Raw genomic sequence first — 16,887 nt, forward strand, 5'->3', positions numbered from 1 at the left:
GCCCGACCCTGTGCCGCGACGTCCCCCTGCCGCCCCTGGCCACCATCCTGGACGGTGGCACCGCCCCGCTGGGGTCGTCGGGCCTTACCGACTCGGCTGTCGGTATCCGGGATGCGGCTGTCGCCACTTCGCGGCTTGCTCGGCCGCGCCGGACGGTCGCCGCCGACGGCCCGGGCGTTGTCCGTCGGCACCGGACCGCCGGCCCGGGTCGGCGCTGCACCGTGGTCGGCCCGCCTGGCAGCACCGGCGTTGCCGGGGGTGCGGGCGGCCCGCCCGACCGCTGGCGTGGCAGCCGGGCCGGGGCTGCCGCCCCGTCGGCGTCGTCCGGTGTCGGCCCCGTTGAGCACCATGTCGATGCCGGTCAGCACCTGGTTGCCCTGCTGCGAGTGGTGGCGGAGCAGATCGTCGCCGAAGTCGCGGATCAGTTCCGCGTACACCTGCGCCTCCGCCACCGTTGTCCCCGGCCGGCCGAGGGCACGCCGCATGTTGCGGATGCACTGACGCAGCGCCTCCGCCGTCAGGTCACTGCGGCCCACCTGCCGACGCAGTTCGTGCAGCGACGCCGCCGCGTCCTTGCGGCGGTTCTCCAGCCTGGTGAGGGCCACCTCGGTGGTCGCGTCGATCCTCCGGCCAGCGACATCCAGTTCCTTCATCGTCACCGCGCACGCGGTGGACTCGGCGACGATCCGAGCGATCGCGCCCAACGGACTGAGCGACTCGGCGACCCGGGCGACCGCCGTGCCGAACGTCATTCCTTGGTCGGTGACCCTGACCAGCTGCCTCGTCACGGGAGGAGCGTAGGCACGATACGGCGGTTGTCGATCTGTTCGTCGGGTTGTCGACAGCGACCGCACCGGTTCCGCAGAAGGATCAGCCGAAAATGTTCATTGCTGCGCCGAGCACCAGGACGACCACCAGCGCGGCGCCGAGCCCACCCAGGACGAGTACGGCTCCGGCACCCGAGCGGGTCGGCGACGGGTTCCAGCGTCGAGGGGTTGGCCCCGCGGTGCGCCGATCGGGGCCACGGCCCGCTGCGTACCCGCGCTCCGGGCTGCTGTCCGCCTGCGTACCAACCCCGCCGCCGAGCAGGGCGACCGTCGCGACGGTCAAACTGAAGATGCTCGCCACCCAGCTCGCCGCCTCCACGCCACCCGGCCCCCAGCCGAGCACGGCGACCGCCACACTCGCCACGGTGACCGCGAGCGCGATGACGACAGTGGTCCGTCGGCTTCGTCTCATGGTTGGCATTATGGCCAACACGGCTGGTGATGGTGCCCCATCCGACTCCCGGACCAGATGGTCCGGGAGAGCGGCGTCACGGCTTGCGGGCGACGAGTCCGACGAAGGTGTGGTAGGTGTCCGTCTGCTTCGGAGTCCCCTCGGCGGGCTCTGGCCGCCACGCGGCCAGCGGCACCAGGCCTGGCTCCACCACCTCCAAGCCGTCGACGAAGGAGAGGATCTCCTCGTCGGTGCGCCATCGGCCGGTGCCGAGCGACTGGTTGAAAACCTTTTCCACCTCCCGCGCTTTGCGGGAGGCGTCCGGGTGCCGCTCGCCCGGGTCACGGAAGTGGGAGATCGCCACGTAACTGCCGGGAGGAAGGGCTGCGCACAACGTCGTCGCGACGGACTTCGGGTCTTCGTCGTCGCGGAGGTGGTGCAGGATCGCGAAGAGCAGCAGCCCGATCGGACGGTCGAAGTCCAAGAACCGGCGAACGTCTGGGTTTTCCAAGATGGATTCCGGCGATCGCGCGTCTGCCTGGATCACCGTGGCGGTTCCGTCGTGTGCCAGCAGCGCCCGCCCGTGCGCCAGCACGATCGGGTCGTTGTCGACGTAGACCACTCGCGCCTCTGGGTCGTGGCGGGTGGCCACCTCGTGCACGTTGCCCTGGGTGGGCAGCCCCGACCCGAGGTCGAGAAACTGGTCGACGCCCTGCTCGGCGACGAGGAACCGGACCACCCGGCGCAGAAAGGCGCGGTTCGCCTGGGCGGCCTGCGGACCATCTGGTGTGATCTTGAGAGCGTGGTCGGCCACCATGCGATCGACCGCGAAGTTGTCCTTCCCGCCGAGCATGAAGTCGTAGACCCGCGCAACGCTCGGCACGTTCATGTCGACGCCCGCCGGTGCTCCCCTTTGACCCGTCACAGCTAGTCTCTCCGTCCACACCGGAACATTGTCGGCCGAATTCGCTGAGTGTAGCGATGCATTGGCGCCTATTGTGCACCTGCCTGCCGCTGCCGGCAGCTCTCCTTCCTCGGTGCCAAGGGCGTCTCCGTCCCGGCCGCCGTGAGCGTCTTCCCCGACGAGCTCTACCAGGCACCGCGTAGCTGGGCGGAGCAGGCGTATCCCAACCTCATCCACTACGACAGGCTCGACCGGGGCGGGCACTTCGCCGCCTGGGAGCAGCCACAGCTGTTCGCCGAGGAAGCTCCGCGCCGCCTTCCGACCGCTCCGCTAGATGTGCTGCCCGGCGAGATGTGGCGCGTACGCCGGGGGGTGCCCACCCGGTGCCAACCGGCGTCACGCTGCCCGTGCGTCGGGCATGGTGGCCAGCAGCAGCGTAGACAGGGCCGCGAAGGCAGCGGCGCCGAGGAACACCAGACCCGCTGACGCGTACGCCAGCGACCAACCGAATGCCGCGCCGGCCGCTACCGGCACCAGGGTTTCGGCGACGGCGCCGAGCCCGGTCAGGGCACCCTGCACGGTTCCCTGCTCGTCGGCGCGAACGTTGCGTGAGATCCACGACTGCGTGGCCGGGCCGGCGACCGAGCCGAGCACACCGACCGCCTGCAGGACGTAGAGCAGCCACGGCACCGACACGAACGCCGTGCCGGCCAGCGCCGCGACGCCGAGCAGGCTGCCGGCCACCGCGGCGCGCCGCTCGCCGAGCAGATGAACGACCGGGCCGACCACCCGGGCCTGGAAGACCGCGCCGGTGAGGGCACCGGCTGCCATCACGACTCCGATGTGGGTGGTGCTCCAGGCGAACTGGTACGTGAGGAAGAAGGTCCAGATCGACTGGTGGGTCATGCGGGCGACGTCGGCGCAGAAGCGGGCGTACGCGAGCCGCCCGAGCGTCGGCCGGCGCAGGACGACGGCGACGGCACCGAGCGGGTTGGCCATCCGCAGGCTCAGCGGGGTGGTCCGGTCGCCGGGCCGAGACTCGGGCAGGACGAACCATCCGTACGCGACGTTGGCGAAGCACAGCGCGGCGGCGGCGAAGAACGGTAGCCGCACGTCGACGGCGCCGAGCAGGCCGCCGATGATCGGGCCGGCGACGAAGCCGAGCCCGAACGCGGCACCGACCAACCCGTACGCGCGTGCCCGCGACTCGGGTTCTGTGGTGTCCGCGATGTACGCGTTGACCACCGTCTTGGTGCCTGCGCACGCGCCCGCGAGAGCGTGGAACGCCAGGAGGGTCCACGGGCCGGGCGACACCGCGTGGGCGAGCCAGTCGACGCCGAGGCAGGTCAGCGACACGAGCAGGACGGGCCGGCGTCCGTACCGGTCAGAGAGGCGGCCGAGCATTGGCGAGACGACGAACTGCAGCAGGCCGTAGACCGAGCCGAGCAGTCCGGACCAGAAGACGGCGGCGGCGGCGTCCTTGGTGACGGCTGCCATCAGGGCCGGCATGATCGGCACGATCAGGCCGAGCCCGAGCATGTCGAGGAAGACGGCGACGAGGAGGAAGGAGAGGGCGGGTGCCCGGCGCATCGCGGCTCCTGAGTCTTGAGAGGGCAGGGCCCCCTCGCGACTCACGGTCCGCCGAAAGTACGGAGGATCAGAATATCTTCGCTGTCAAGCGCTTTATTCGAGTGCTCATCCCGCAGCACCTTCGGAATCACGGGGCTCGCCTGGCATGACGCCGCCCGGTGCGGGCGGGTTGTCGTGTTGTCTGCGGTAGCTGCCGGGTGATGTTCCGAACTGGCGCTTGAATGCCTTGGCGAACGCGAACTTTGAGGAGTAGCCGGCGTACTGGGCGACCACGCGTAGCGGGGCGTCGCTGGTGCTGAGCAGGCGACTGACGATGATCATGCGCCACCAGGTCAGGTAAGCCAGCGGAGGTTGCCCCTGCCCGGCTCCCGGCTCGGCTTCGAGGCGGCCGGTTCCGTGGAGCAGGTCGGCCCCGGCGTCGTGGGCTTCGAACCGGGGGAGGCGGTGAGCATCGTCAGCGACCAGGAGATGTCCAGCCACGGCGTGTACGCCGACCGGCTCAACGTTCCGGCGGCGGCCCTCGTGCCGCGCCCGGCCGATATGGACGCGGTCACCGGCGCGGCCGTCTGGACGTCATACCTGACCGCGTACGGCGCCCTGGTGGAGGTCGGCCAGGTGAACGCCGGTGACGCCGTGGCCATCACCGCCGCGTCCAGCAGCGTCGGCCTCGCGGCCGTTCAGATCGCCAACCACCTGGGCGCCGTACCCATCGCGGTCACCCGCACCGCCACCAAGTCGGCGCACCTGCTGCAGGCCGGAGCCGCGCACGTCATAGCCAGGGACACCGACGACCTGGTCGACCGCGTGCACGCCGTCACCGGTCAACCCAGCGAACCCAGCCGGACGGCCTGCTTGAGGAAGACGACGCCGTCGATCATGTCGAGCTGGGTCGCGTCCAGCGGGAAGTAGGCGAAGTCGGGGGAGACGCGCGGGGCGGGCGTCGTGACGGCCCGGGCCAGGCGTCGGGCGTCGATGAGGCAGTGGTCCCACGGAAGCGTGGACAGGATGCCCTCGACGGTGTCCGGGGGTGGGGTGTCGTCGCCGACGGTGCCGAGGGCTGAGGCCAGGAAGGCGTACCGGTCGCCCAGGTGCGTCGCGGTGATCGCTCCGGCGCTCCACCACTCCAACTGCTGGTCGCCGAACGACATGACGCTCTTGTTCCGCTGTAGGTGGAGGTTGGAGGCGTAGACCAGGGCCGGGCCGTGCTCGGCGACCGCCCGCAGGTTGGCGGCCATCATCGCGTCCCGCAGGGCCGACAGCCGGGTCCACCGTGCCGGGGACGCGTCGGCCATCCAGTAGTGGTAGCGCAGCAGGCCGGTGGCGGTGCGCGCGTACAGTGCCGCCCGCTCCCTGTCCTGCGCGCTCAGCTGTGGCGCCTGCGTGTCGAGCAGCGCGACCAGGTCGTCGGCGATCAGTCGCAGCCGCTGGGCGTCGGCGGACTGGCCGATCGACTGGGACGGGTCCGTGGCTGTGGCCTCGTTCGACCACCGGTCGTCCGGGCCCAGCAGCGTGTCGAGGGTTTCCCTGGTCACCACGGTGCCGGGGAGCGGGCCGTCGAGGAGGTCGTAGAGGGCGGTGAGCGCCTGGCGCGGGCTCGCCGCCCAGTATTCCAGCGGGCCGTCGAACCCGAAGAAGCGCAGCTTCTCGTCGTGTCCCTCGTTGTAGGCCCGCATCCAGCGCACGAGCTCGCGGTTGGCCGGTACCGCGCCGAAGCCGTGGCTGAAGCCGTGTTCCATGACATCGTCGAGCGTGCCCGCGCCCGTCGTGAGGTAGTCGTCCACCACGAGGCCCAGGAGACAGTCGCTCTCGATGGCGAACGACCGGTAGCCCTCGTGCGCGACCAGATGCCGGAAGATCTCGTTGCGCATCTCGCCCAGTTCTCCCACGAAGTGCCGGGCCTCGCCCAGGCCGAGCAGCAGGGGCCGGGCGGGAAGCGACCGGAGAAACGCTGAGACGCCCGCGCCATCGAGCGGACGGGCCGTGTTCCTGATATCCATACCTTCAACATTATCGTTGAATATTCGAGTTTAAACTTAACCCTCAAAACCCTGCTTTCCCCGTGATAAACCTTCAAACACTGATGTACGCATCAGGTCAGTGGATCCGGCGCGGAAGCACGGATGATCCTCGAGCTCGGTCTCAGGCCCGCCAGCCGAGCCACCGCACCGCGCGACGCACGATGCTCTCGGGTACCTCGTGGCCGCCGTCGAACTCGTCATAGGCGACGTCGTAGCCGAGCATGCGCAGGCGTGGCACGAGGCGTCGGCTGCACGGATCGACGGGCAGCACCGCGTCGCCGGTGCCGTGGGAGACGTACACCCGGGGGCGACCGTGGGTGACCAGTGGCGCGGCGAAGCCGGGGGAGAAGGCCAGCACGGCGTCGAAGACGTCGCCGTTGATCAGGCCGATCGACAGGGCGTACGACGCGCCGTCGGAGAAGCCGCCGATGAGCATGCCGGCGACCGGATACCCGGCGAGGATCTCCTGCAGCACCCGGTCGATGCGACGTACGTCGGGACCGAAGCCGGAGTTGATCAGATCCCAGGTCGCCGCGGTCGACTGCGGCGCCACGAGCAGCAGGCGCTGCTCGTCGGCGACCGGCAGCATCAGCTCCAGTGCCGCCCGCGGCGAGCCACCGGCACCGTGCAGCAGCAGAACCAGCCGGTAGGGGTGGTCACCCACCGGCTGGGGCACGTACGCCAGCGCGATCGGTTCTCCGTCCTGCCCGTCGAACGGCACCAAACCCGTACGGGCCGAGGCCGCGACCAGCCGGCCCGGTCGGACCATCAGCCGGCCGTGCCGGGAGTTCTCCTCCGGCTGCCGATGGGGCGGTACGGTCTCGCCGGTGATCGGCATGATGCCCTCCACGTCAGGTTCCGGCTGCCCCACGGGATACCCCGCCCCCGTTCGCCAAACCGGGTGGTACCGGCAGCGCGAGGTCACGTTTCATCTCGGATCCGTCCCGGGTCCGGGGCAGGTGACGGCCTGGCGACGGTCCTGGCTGACCCGTGGTCGCGGCGGCTGCGGGCCGCTGTTTCGCCGGCGTCCAGGAGGGCGTCGACCAGCGCCCGCAGCGCCGGCTGTGCCAACGAGGTGTCCCGGACCGCGGCGTGGATTCTCCTGATCGGCTCCGGGCGGCGGACCGGTCGGGTGGTGACGCCGGGATGGCGGGTCGACAGTCCCAGTCGGGGGATGAGACAGACGCCGAGGCCGGCCGCGACGAACCCCTGTGCCGTGGCGTAGTCCTCCGACCTCGCCACGAAATTCGGACTGAAGCCCGCTGCGGCGCAGGCGTCGATGATCGGCTCCAGGCAGGGGCCGGGTGGTTCGCTGCCGACCCATGGTTCGCGGGCGAGATCGGTCAGGTCGATCACCCGTTGCGCGGCGAGCGGGTGTCCGGTGGGCAGCACTGCCTGGTACACGTCGTCGAGCAGATGCACCGCCCGGGTGCCCGGCGGGCTCTCGTCGTTCCGGCGGCGTACCACGATGGCCAGGTCGGCGGTGCCCTGCTCCAGGTACGGCAGCGGATCATCCGCATCGTTCAGCTTGGGTTCGACGATCACGTCCGGGTGCAGGTGTCGAAATCGGGCCAGGGCAGGTGCCAGCAGGGTCGGGCCGACCGAGGTGAAGTAGCGGATCGTCAGCCGGCCGGTACGCCCCGAGCGCAGGTCGGCCAGCGCGGTCTCGGCCTCGGCCAGGTGTTGGCTGATGATGGCGGCGTGTCGGGTGAGGAGCTGTCCCGCCGCCGTGGGCCGTACGCCGCGACCGAAGCGTTCGAGTAGCGCGATCCCGGCTTCCTTCTCCAGTGCCGCCACCTGCTGGCTGATGGCGGAGGGGGTGTATCCGAGGTGTGCCGCCGCCGCGGTCACCGAGCCGGTGGTTATCACGGCACGTAACACCTGCATACGCCTGACGTCGAGCATGTAGCACAGCTTAACGGACAGATACAATCTTTTATTTGTCCTTCCGCCTCAGGGCTGGCACCGTCAACGAGGGCAGACCAAGGAGACCAGGGGACGGTGTCATGGGCAGGGCATGGGCATGGGCGCGGATCGGTGTCCTCGCCCTGCTGTGGGGATCGACCTTCCTCTGGGTCGAACTGGCGCTGGCCGCGCTGACTCCGGTCCAGGTCACCCTCAGCCGGTGCGCACTCGGAGCGGTCACGCTGCTGGTCGTCTGCCTCGCCTGGGGCCGACGGCTACCGACGGGCCGGGCGACCTGGGGGCGGATCGTCGTGGCCGCCTTCTTCTGCAACGCCCTGCCGTTCGCCATGTTCAGCCTCGGTCAGCAGACCATCGACTCGGGAGTCGCCGGCGTGCTGAACGCCACGACTCCGCTGTGGTCCCTGCTGATCGGGGTGGTCATCGGCTCCGAGCGCGGGCTGCCGCCGCTCCGGGTGGCCGCACTTCTCATCGGGTTCACCGGGGTAGTGCTGATCTTTGCTCCCTGGCAGACGACCGGACCGGTGGGATGGGGCGCGCTCGCTATCGTCGTCGCCGCGGCCAGCTACGCCGTCGGCTTCGCGTACATGGGCCGCAGCCTGGTCGGCAAGGGCATCCCCACCATCTCCCTGTCGACGGCGCAGCTCGTCGCCGCGACCGGCCTGACCACGTTGACGCTGCCAGCCGGCGGTCTGACACCCATCGAGATCGGTCCCAAGGCCCTGATCGCCGTGCTGGTCCTGGGCGTCGTCGCCACCGGAGCCACCTTCCACCTCACCTACCGGAACATCGCCGCCGAGGGTGCCACCAACACGGCGACCGTCGGCTACCTGCTGCCGGTGGTCTCGGTGGCACTGGGGGTCATCGTCCTCGACGAGGACTTCGGCCTCCGAGTCGCCGCCGGGATGGTTGTCGTGCTCATCGGCGTCGCGCTGACCCGCCTACCCGGCCGCCGGGAGATGACGGACCGGCGTGGTCGCTGATGGCGGACCAGAACGGGGCACTGAATGATCATCTGGGGGAGGCGTCGGCGTTCCAGGTCAGCCGGCACCGAAGCAGACGAACGCCGCGGCGGTGGCCCGGTCCGGCCCGTCACCGGCCGCGCCGAACGCCCGTTGCGCCTCGGCCAGCGCCCGCGCCGGCCGGGCACCCGCCCGCATCCGGCGGTGCAGGTCCAGCATCAGCGCGGTGGTGGGCTCGGCCGGCACCGGCAACACGGTCGCGATCAGGCACCGGGTGCCGAGGGCCAGCAGCACCGCGGTGAATCCCAGGATCTCGTCCCCGGGGCGGACCCCGGTCAGGCCCGAGTCGCACGCGGAGAGCACCACACTGCCGGGTGGGCGGGCCACCCGTTCCCACTCGTACGCGAACAGCGGGCCGTCGGCCAGTTCCAGGGTGGAGAACTGCGGGTTGTCGGCGCGGAACGTGCCGTGGGCGGCGATGTGCACCAGCCCGGCGCCGTCCAGCGCGCCGGTCAGCGCGTCGGCGGTGGCCGTGGCGCCGGTGAACAGCCGGGCCTCCGGCAGAACCTGCGCGAGCCGGCGTACCTCGGCGTGCGCGGCCGGCAGGCGCGGTCCGGCGGCCAGCACCGGCGGCCCGGTCGGCTGCTCCCGGCGGTCCGCGGCGAGCCAGACGGTGGCCGAGGGAGCGACCGTCACCGCCCGCCCCGAGCAGGTCGGCAGCGCCGACCAGGGCACCGCGTGCAGTGCCCCGACCGGGACGATCACCAGGGCCCGGTCGGCCAGCCGCCGACGGAGCGGATCGAAGAGCCGACGGTCCAGGGTGGCCGCCACGTGCGCCGCTCCCACCCGGGCGGCGGTCGTGTCGCCGGTGGTGACCAACCGGCGCAGGGCGAACCGGTGCCGCCGGGTCAGCTCCACCACGTCGGCGAGCGGGCCCAGATCGTGCAGGCTGGCCCGGTTGGCGCGGATCAGCACCGCCCGGAGCCGATCGCCGTGCGCCACCAGCTCGACCAGCACCCGGTCACCGAGCCGCGCGGCCAGCGCCGCCACGCCTGGCGGGGTCAGCGCGACGCCCCCGCCGGGCACTCGCCGGGTCAGGTCCCGGATGCGCTGTTCCAGGCGGGACTGCCGGCCACGCAGGGCGTGTGCGGGACGGCCGGCCAGCACCTCGTCCTCCAGCAGTCCGCTGACCAGCCGGAGTTCGGCGAGCGCCGTCACCAGTTCGGGGTTGTCGGGGGGCAGCGCCGGCCGGGCCCGCAGTCCGTTGGCCCGCCACCGCTCCGCCCAGGCCAGGACCTGGGCCGGTGCCCCGGCGCGGACCGCGATGTCCAGGCCCTCGGCCGCCAGCTCCTGCCCGTACGCCCCGCTGTTGGCCCGCAGTTCGGTGGCGCCGAGCGAGGTACGGTGCCGGTCGAGCACGGCCAGCCCCCGGCTCAGCGCCCGGGCCGCCGCACGATCGTCCCCGCTCAACCGCTGGGACAGGGCCAGCGCGTACCAGCCCTGTGCCCGCCGGTCGGCGGTGCCCCGGCGGCGGGCCCGGGCGGCGACCGCCAGCAGCTCCCGGGCGCGATCCGGGCGCCCCAGCGCGGCGGCCAGCAGGCCGGCCTCGATCCGGGTGGTCAGCGCCGGGCCGGGCCATCCGGTGGCCTCCAGCTGGTCGGCGGTCCGCGTCATCGCGGTGAGCAGCGTGGCCGAGCGGGCGCCCCGGCGGTACTCGGCGCGCAGCTCGACGTGCCGAGCGAAGGCGGCCCAGGTGCGGCGGCCCTGGCGGCGGAACCGGACCCGGGCCGCGCCGGCGGCTCCGGCTGCGGTGTCGACGTCGTCGGCGAGCAGTGCGGCCCGAGCCTGTGCCAGCAGCGCCTCGGCGAAATCGGAGGCCATGCCCCGGCGGCGCAGCTCCCGTACGGCCGCCGCGGCCACCTCGACCGCCTCGCCGACCAACGGCACCGACAGCAGCAGCTCGAAGCGGTCCAGTAGCAGCGCCGGTCGGGGGACGGCGAGGCGCTGGTACTCCTCGTCGACGGCGGCGAAGCGTCGCAGCGCCCCCGCGATGTCGCCGCGGCGGCCGGCGGCGATCCCGCCGTTCCAGCGGGCGTCGGCCGCCGCGAGGTCCAGCCCGAGCTGGTCGAAGGCGGCCGCGGCCCGGGCGAGGTCGTCATCCGTGCCGCCGGACGCCCCCCGGTGGGCGTTGAGCAGTCCCCGGTTGTTGCGGGCCCGCGCTTCCAACAGCAGATCACCCTCGCGCTGGGCGATGTCGATGGCGAGGGTGTAGTCGCGTACCGCCTCGTCGTAGCGGCCGCGATAGTGCAGCACCACGCCCCGCTGCATCCGGGCCCGGCCCGCGTCCGCGTAGGTGAGTTGCGGCAGCGCGGCCGACACCGCGCGCAGCGCCGCGGCGGTGCGGCCGGCGTTGGCCAGTACGTAGCCGAGGCTCATCCGGGCCAGTGCCCGGACCCGGGGGGTGCCGGCGAGGCGTACCGCGCGGCGCAGGTGGCGCAGCGCGCCGGGCAGGTCGTTGAGTTCCCGCAGGGCAAGGCCGATGGCGCGCTCGGCGGTGGAGCGCTCGTCGTCGTCGACGCCGGCGGCGAGCACCCGACGGGCGATCGCGATCGCCTCGCGGGGGTAGCGCTGGACGGCGTCCAGCGCCGCCTGGGCAGCCTCGGCACCGGACGCGGTGCGATCGGCCATACCCCACAGCGTCCGCCCAGAGGGGAAGCGCAGTCAATGCCGACTATCGGACAGAAAATTGTCGGAAATTGGCACCAGTCATTCATATTATTGACACCACCCTATGTCGTGGAAGAATTGTCGGCGCCGGGGGAATTCGGCCGCGCCGACCACCGGCGGGCGTCTCGTCGACCGCATGGAGGACCCATGCCGCCTGAGCACCCCGATGCGCCGCACCCGGCCGGCCGGGTGCCCCGACGACGACTGCTGGCGGCGTCCGCGCTCGCCGCGGCGGTAGCACCGCTCGGCGTCGGGCTGCGCCCGGGGCCGGCGTTCGGTGACGACGCGGATGACGCCGCCTACCAGCGGGCCTTCGACGAGGCGCTGGCCGCCGACCAGAACGTCCGCCGCCACACCACCTGGGGAAAGCAGTTCCTCTACCGGCCCCGGCAGCTGCTGGTCGCCGCCGCCGACACCCAGCGGGTCCTCGCCCGGCTGCGCGCCGCCGGCCACCCGGTCACCCCGAAGGACAGCTTCGCCGGCGTCACCCGGCTGCTGTTCGGCAGGGAGACCGACATTCCCGCGGTCGTGACCCAGCTGCGCGACCCCCAGCAGTGGCCCGGGCAGCCGGTGCCGAAGGTGCAGCCGCACCACGTCCTGCTGGGCCTGGGCAACATCATGGGCAACCCCGGCAGCCCGCCCGCACCGGCCGCCGCGCTGCCGCCGCCGGACGGCGGCCGGCGCGGCGAGGGCGCGGGGGTGACGATCGGGATCTGCGACACCGGCATCTGCCCGCTGGCCGGCAGCCGCCACCCGCAATGGCTCGGCGGGACGTACCTGCCGCAGGTCGACGACGAGGACCCGCTGTACGTGCACACCGACGTGCTCGCCCCGCAGGGCGGGCACGGCACCTTCGTCGCCGGTGTGGTGCGGCAGGCCGCGCCCGGGGTACGCGTCGACCCGGAGCCGGCGCTGACCGCCACCGGCGTCGGTGACGAGGCGTCGGTGGTGGCCGCGATGGGCCGGCTCGCGCCCGAGGTATCCATCATCAACCTCTCCCTCGGCGGCTTCACCCAGGACGACCAGCCGTCGCTGCCCCTGGCCAACGCGGTGGCCGCGCTGCCCTCGACGAGTGCCGTGGTGGCGGCGGCGGGCAACGCCGGCACCAGCCGGCCCCTGTGGCCGGCGGCCCTCACCCGGGTCGTCGCGGTGGCGGCCGTCAGCCAGGGGCCCGGTGGCGTGGTGCCAGCCGCCTACAGCGGGTACGGGCCGTGGGTCGACGCCTGCGCACCGGGCGAGCACGACAGCACGTACGTCGAGGGCCAACTGCCGCTGCCGGGGCGGCCGACCCGGGTGTTCCACGGCTTCGCCACCTGGGAGGGCACCTCGTTCGCCACCGCGTACGTCTCCGGCCGGCTCGCCGCGCTGATGACCGCCGGCGGCATGAACGCCGACGCGGCGCGGCTGGCACTGCTCGCGGCGCCACGCTGGCACCCCGACTACGGCGTGCTCGTCACATGAACGGTCGGCGGCGAGCGAATCGTCGGTGCCGCCGGGCGGTGTCGACGTGACCGAGCGCAGCGTGGCCAGCCTGGTGACCGCCGCCGCGGCCGGGGACGAGTCGGCGTGGGCTGAGCTGGTCCGCCGGTACACTCCGCTGGTCTACTCGGTGATCCGGTCGTGCGGCGTGAACGGTGCCGACGCCTCCGACGTCAACCAGACCGTCTGGCTGCGCCTCGTGGAGCATCTGGGTCGGGTGCGGGATCCGCAGGCCCTCGCCGCCTGGCTGGCTACCACGACCCGGCGTGAGTGCTACCGGCTGACCCGCCTGGGCCGGCGTACCCAGCTCGTCGACCCGTACGACGAGGCGCTCGACACGTACCATGGCTTTTCCCGCACGGCGGACGCGGCGGGCCCGGACGAGGAGTTGCTGCGCGCGGAGCGTCGGCAGGCGCTACGGGAGGGCTTCGCGCAGCTGCCACCGCGCTGCCAGGAACTGCTGTCCCTGCTGACGGCCGACCCACCGCCCAGCTACCGTGAGATCGCCGAACGGCTGGGCGTACCGATCGGCAGCATCGGCCCCACCCAGGCCCGCTGCCTGCGCCGGCTGCGCGAGTGCCCAGCGCTGGCACCGTTCCTCACGGTGTCGGTGACCCGCCCGAACGGAGGTGACCGCGATGGAGCCGTGGCCGCCGGCCGATGACGACGCCCTGACGGCCGAGCTAAGCGCGGCGCTGCGAGAGGCCGGCCCGGTGCCGGAGGATTACCTCGCCGCGGCGTGGGCCGCGTTCGCCTGGCGGAACGTTGCCGCGGAGATCGCCCTCGCCGAGCTGGTGTTCGACTCGGCGTGCGACGCGGAGCCGGCGGGGCTGACCCGGTCGGCCGGTTCCGCGCGGACGCTGTCGTTCCACAGCGGCGCGGTGGTCCTGGAGATCGAGGTGACCGAGGCCGGGATCGTCGGGCAGCTCTCCCCGCCCGAGGGCGGTCGGGTCAGCGCACAGACCGCCGCCGGCACGTACGACGAGGCGCCGGTGGACGAGGTGGGTTTCTTCTCGCTGGGCGTTCCCCCACCCGGCCCGGTGCGGCTGCGCGCCCAGGCCAACGGGTACGCGGTGGCCACCACCTGGGTCTCACTGCGCTGACGGCACCGCCGGCGCACCGTACGGCGACGGGGGTCGTGGCCCGGCGGACCATGCCCCTAAGCTGATGACGGCGGACCTACCGCTGTCCCACCGTGAGCAGATACTGCACGCCACCGAGGCCGGCCCCTCGATGCCCTGCTGTCCGGGCCGAACTGCGTCACCCGGGACGACGACCTCCACCGGGGCGGGCCGTAATTCCCTGGCCGGCGGATACGCCGGTCACCGATGATTGCGGCCATGGCTTCCCGAGGGGGTGCCCGAGGCGTGGCCCGGACCGTGAAACTGTCATGGACGTGACCGGTCGCCGTGAACGTGCCCGAGAGGCACTGGCTGGCCACGCGAGTGGCCCCAACGCCACGACCCGGGCGACGGCCCGCGCCCTGGCGAAGGTCGACGACGCCGTCGCCGTGGTGCTGGTCGAGGGCATCAGCGACCAGATCGCACTACAGACAGCCGCGGTGGGCCGCGGTCGGGATCTCGACGCGGAGCGGATCGTGATCCTGCCGATCGGGGGTGCGCACGCGATCGGCCGCTTCCTGACGAGGTTGGCGCCGCTGGGCGCCCGGTTGCGCCGTGCCGGACTGTGCGACCTGCGTGAGGAGGAGCTGTTCCGACGAGGTGTCGCCGCCCAGGTCGGGTCGCCCCTCACCCGCTCCGACATGGAGCAACTCGGGTTCTACGTCTGCGTCCAGGATCTGGAGGACGAGCTGATCCGCGCCGTGGGCGTCCCGCAGGTCGTAAAGCTTTTCGACTCGTACGGCGACCTCCGCTCGTTCCGCTCCTTCCAGAGCCAGCCGGCGTGGCGCGGCCGGGAGCCCGAGGCACAGATCTACCGGTTCCTGCGCAGCAGCTCGGTTCGCAACCTGCGCTACGCACGGCTGCTCGTGGAGGCCGCGGTCGGCCGCGGCACCCTGCCCCGGCCACTCGACGCGCTGCTCACCGCCGTCTGACCCACCGCAGGATCCCAGGTCGGCGTCGGTGTTGGCCCGGTCGGGTTTGGACCCTGCCCGCGGGTGTTTTCCACCTACTCGGATTCCCCCATGGACGATGATCTCCTGGACGACTTCATGCGGGCGGATCGCGAGCGCGGCCTGGGCACGTACGGGGTCCACCTGTACCGCGAGGGCAGGCACCGATCGAGCGTCGGACACGCTCCGACGACCGGGTCGATCTGTGCTCGGTCGCGAAGGCGTTGACCTCCGTGGCGCTCGGGCTGGCGGAGGTGACCCTGCGTCATCTGCTGACGATGACCGGCGGCACGAGCCATCGCTGGTTCGCCGACGCCTGAGCCACCTCGCAGCGGCCCGGGCGCAGGTGCGAGCCTGACGAAAGTCAGGGGTGGTCGCTGCCGATCGGGTCAGGTGGCGGCAGGTTCCGAATTCGTAGCGTGGCCGCATCAGTCGAGATGATCGGAGCACGCGGTGAGGGCGAACAGTGTCCACTGGTGGCGGGGGACCGCTGTGGTGGCGGCCACCGGCTTGGCAATTCTTGCGGGGCCCGGCCCGGCGCTGGCTGCCGGCGCGGGCGGCGACGCGGCAGTCGATGCCGCGGCGGTGGAACGGGTCGTGGCGGATTTCGCGAGCAGGGCCGGGTATCCGGGGGTCGCCGTGGCGATCACCAAGGGCGGTCAGGTGCAGTATGTCGGCGGTCATGGTCACGACTCGTCCGGCGCGGCGGTGACCGCGACGACGCCGATGCCGGCCGCGTCCGTCAGCAAGTCGTTCACGGCGCTGGCGGTGATGCAGCTGGTGGAGGCGGGGAAGATGGAGCTGGACGCGCCGGTTCGCCAGTATCTGCCGGACTTCCAGGTCGACGACGCCCGCGGGGCCCGCATCACGGTGCGGGAGCTGCTGGATCAGACCTCCGGGATCACCGACCTCACGCTGCGGGAGAAGAGCCTGCCACAGCCCGACTCGCTCGCCGCCGCGCAGCAGCGGGCGCGGGCGGCGACCCTGGCCTCCGACCCCGGAACCAGGTACGCCTACTCGAACACGAACTACCACCTCGCGGCGCGGCTGGTCGAGGTGGTCTCCGGGCAACCGTTCACGGACTACCTGCGGGACCGGGTGTTCGAGCCGGTGGGTATGCGCTCCACCACCAGCATCGACCAGGCCCCGCGCGATCTGCCGGAGCAGGTCCGCGAGGGCTACCTGTACGCGTACGGGGCAACGATCCGGGCGGCCGAGCCGAAGCGGTTCATGGCCGGCTCCGACGGGCTGGTCACCACCGCGGAGGACATGGCCCAGTGGCTGATCATGCAGAACAGCGGCGGTGCCGCGGCCACCGGTGCCCGCCTGATCTCCGCCTCGGGCATCACCACCATGCACACCCCCTCCGGCCCGGACTCGACCTACGGTTTGGGCTGGGTACGCGACGACAACGGCTGGATCCGCCACAACGGGGTGTGGTTCACCTTTACCGCCAGTCAGTTGCTGTTGCCGTCCGGCCACGGCATCGCGGTCCTGGGCAACAGCGGTCTCGGCCTGGGCAACGAGGGCACCGGTCAGCTGGCGGACGCTCTCGCGGAGCTGGTGACGGGCGGCGACCCGCAGGCGCCCGCGCCACTGCGGCTGATCGTCGACCTTGTGTTGGCCGGTTTCACGGTGGTCAGCATCGCGCTGGGTGTCCGCAACCTGCGCCGCAGCGGTGACTGGGCCCGCCGGTTCGCTGTCAAGCCGCTCTGGCAGCCGATCATGTGGCTCGTGCCGCGGCTGGTGCCGGCGGTGTTGCTGGTGATGCTGCCCGAGCTGCTCGGTCGGATCGTGGGCGGCGGACGGGACATCGCATTCGTGCAGCTGGCGTACTACACGCTCCCGCTGGTCGTCTGGACGGCGGTCGCCGCGCTCACCAACCTGAGCGTGATGATCATCCGGGTGTCGGCCCTGGTGCGGGCACGCCGCCCGGCCGGCGAGCACGCCGTGCCGGTGGGGGCCGCCCGGGTCGAGATGCTCGCCGGGTAGCGT

At 72.2% G+C, this 16,887-nt stretch carries 16 protein-coding genes; 7 read left to right on the plus strand and 9 right to left on the minus strand.

Annotated elements, in window-relative coordinates; genetic code table 11:
* From E1166_RS11195 to E1166_RS11220, 5 genes are all read right to left on the minus strand, one after another.
* Positions 1-788: hypothetical protein (locus tag E1166_RS11195; protein ID WP_207914158.1), on the minus strand; the 788-nt coding region annotated here is incomplete at its 3' end.
* Positions 789-870: 82 nt separating this feature from the next.
* Complete coding sequence (locus E1166_RS11200; RefSeq protein WP_132338222.1) at positions 871-1,239, minus strand: hypothetical protein; 369 nt, start codon at positions 1,237-1,239, stop codon at positions 871-873.
* A gap of 76 nt (positions 1,240-1,315) precedes the next feature.
* The gene (locus E1166_RS11205; protein ID WP_347813019.1) at positions 1,316-2,164 is read right to left on the minus strand and encodes an SAM-dependent methyltransferase; all 849 of its coding nucleotides are present in this window, start codon (positions 2,162-2,164) and stop codon (positions 1,316-1,318) included.
* Positions 2,165-2,518: 354 nt separating this feature from the next.
* Positions 2,519-3,712 carry an MFS transporter gene (locus E1166_RS11215; protein WP_132338226.1) on the minus strand — a complete coding sequence of 398 codons (1,194 nt, stop codon included), beginning with the start codon at positions 3,710-3,712 and terminating at the stop codon, positions 2,519-2,521.
* Between the two features lie 105 nt (positions 3,713-3,817).
* The gene (locus tag E1166_RS11220; protein WP_132338228.1) at positions 3,818-4,033 is read right to left on the minus strand and encodes an AraC family transcriptional regulator; all 216 of its coding nucleotides are present in this window, start codon (positions 4,031-4,033) and stop codon (positions 3,818-3,820) included.
* A 30-nt stretch (positions 4,034-4,063) separates the two neighbouring features.
* Between E1166_RS11220 and E1166_RS11225 the strand changes: the two genes are divergently transcribed.
* Positions 4,064-4,621: a zinc-binding dehydrogenase gene (locus tag E1166_RS11225; protein WP_132338230.1), complete on the plus strand. Its 558-nt coding sequence runs from the start codon at positions 4,064-4,066 to the stop codon at positions 4,619-4,621.
* Here E1166_RS11225 and E1166_RS11230 read toward each other — a convergent pair.
* The 3 genes from E1166_RS11230 to E1166_RS11240 form a co-directional block, all read right to left on the minus strand.
* A complete protein-coding gene (locus tag E1166_RS11230) occupies positions 4,534-5,709 on the minus strand; it encodes an erythromycin esterase family protein (RefSeq protein ID WP_132338232.1) in 1,176 nt (391 codons plus the stop codon). The genes E1166_RS11225 and E1166_RS11230 overlap by 88 nt on opposite strands.
* Before the next feature lie 142 nt (positions 5,710-5,851).
* A complete protein-coding gene (locus E1166_RS11235; protein ID WP_132338234.1) occupies positions 5,852-6,568 on the minus strand; it encodes a phospholipase in 717 nt (238 codons plus the stop codon).
* 83 nt (positions 6,569-6,651) lie between these two features.
* Complete coding sequence (locus tag E1166_RS11240) at positions 6,652-7,635, minus strand: LysR family transcriptional regulator (protein ID WP_132338236.1); 984 nt, start codon at positions 7,633-7,635, stop codon at positions 6,652-6,654.
* A 101-nt stretch (positions 7,636-7,736) separates the two neighbouring features.
* Here E1166_RS11240 and E1166_RS11245 point away from each other — a divergent pair, with 101 nt between their 5' ends.
* On the plus strand, positions 7,737-8,636 hold the full coding sequence (locus E1166_RS11245) for a DMT family transporter (RefSeq protein ID WP_132338238.1): 900 nt from the start codon (positions 7,737-7,739) through the stop codon (positions 8,634-8,636).
* Positions 8,637-8,693: 57 nt separating this feature from the next.
* Here E1166_RS11245 and E1166_RS11250 read toward each other — a convergent pair whose 3' ends face one another.
* The gene (locus E1166_RS11250) at positions 8,694-11,303 is read right to left on the minus strand and encodes a CHAT domain-containing tetratricopeptide repeat protein (RefSeq protein WP_132338240.1); all 2,610 of its coding nucleotides are present in this window, start codon (positions 11,301-11,303) and stop codon (positions 8,694-8,696) included.
* Positions 11,304-11,489: 186 nt separating this feature from the next.
* On the opposite strand from E1166_RS11250, the gene E1166_RS11255 reads away from it, so the two are divergent.
* The 5 genes from E1166_RS11255 to E1166_RS11280 all read left to right on the plus strand — a co-directional run bounded on the left by E1166_RS11255 (position 11,490) and on the right by E1166_RS11280 (position 16,884).
* Positions 11,490-12,803, plus strand: coding sequence for a S8/S53 family peptidase (locus tag E1166_RS11255; RefSeq protein ID WP_132338242.1), 1,314 nt, complete (start codon positions 11,490-11,492; stop codon positions 12,801-12,803).
* Between the two features lie 46 nt (positions 12,804-12,849).
* Positions 12,850-13,485, plus strand: a complete 636-nt coding sequence (locus tag E1166_RS11260) for a sigma-70 family RNA polymerase sigma factor (protein WP_132338244.1) — start codon at positions 12,850-12,852, stop codon at positions 13,483-13,485.
* A complete protein-coding gene (locus tag E1166_RS11265; RefSeq protein WP_132338246.1) occupies positions 13,460-13,924 on the plus strand; it encodes a hypothetical protein in 465 nt (154 codons plus the stop codon). Before E1166_RS11260 ends, E1166_RS11265 begins: the two co-directional genes overlap by 26 nt.
* A 287-nt stretch (positions 13,925-14,211) precedes the next feature.
* Entirely contained in the window at positions 14,212-14,874 is a 663-nt protein-coding gene (locus E1166_RS11270; RefSeq protein WP_243710302.1) for a TOPRIM nucleotidyl transferase/hydrolase domain-containing protein, read from the plus strand.
* Between the two features lie 471 nt (positions 14,875-15,345).
* Positions 15,346-16,884, plus strand: a complete 1,539-nt coding sequence (locus E1166_RS11280) for a serine hydrolase domain-containing protein (RefSeq protein ID WP_132338248.1) — start codon at positions 15,346-15,348, stop codon at positions 16,882-16,884.
* Positions 16,885-16,887: the final 3 nt, after the last annotated feature.

It is taken from the genome of Micromonospora sp. KC213, from assembly GCF_004348325.1.
Classification (GTDB): Bacteria; Actinomycetota; Actinomycetes; order Mycobacteriales; family Micromonosporaceae; genus Micromonospora.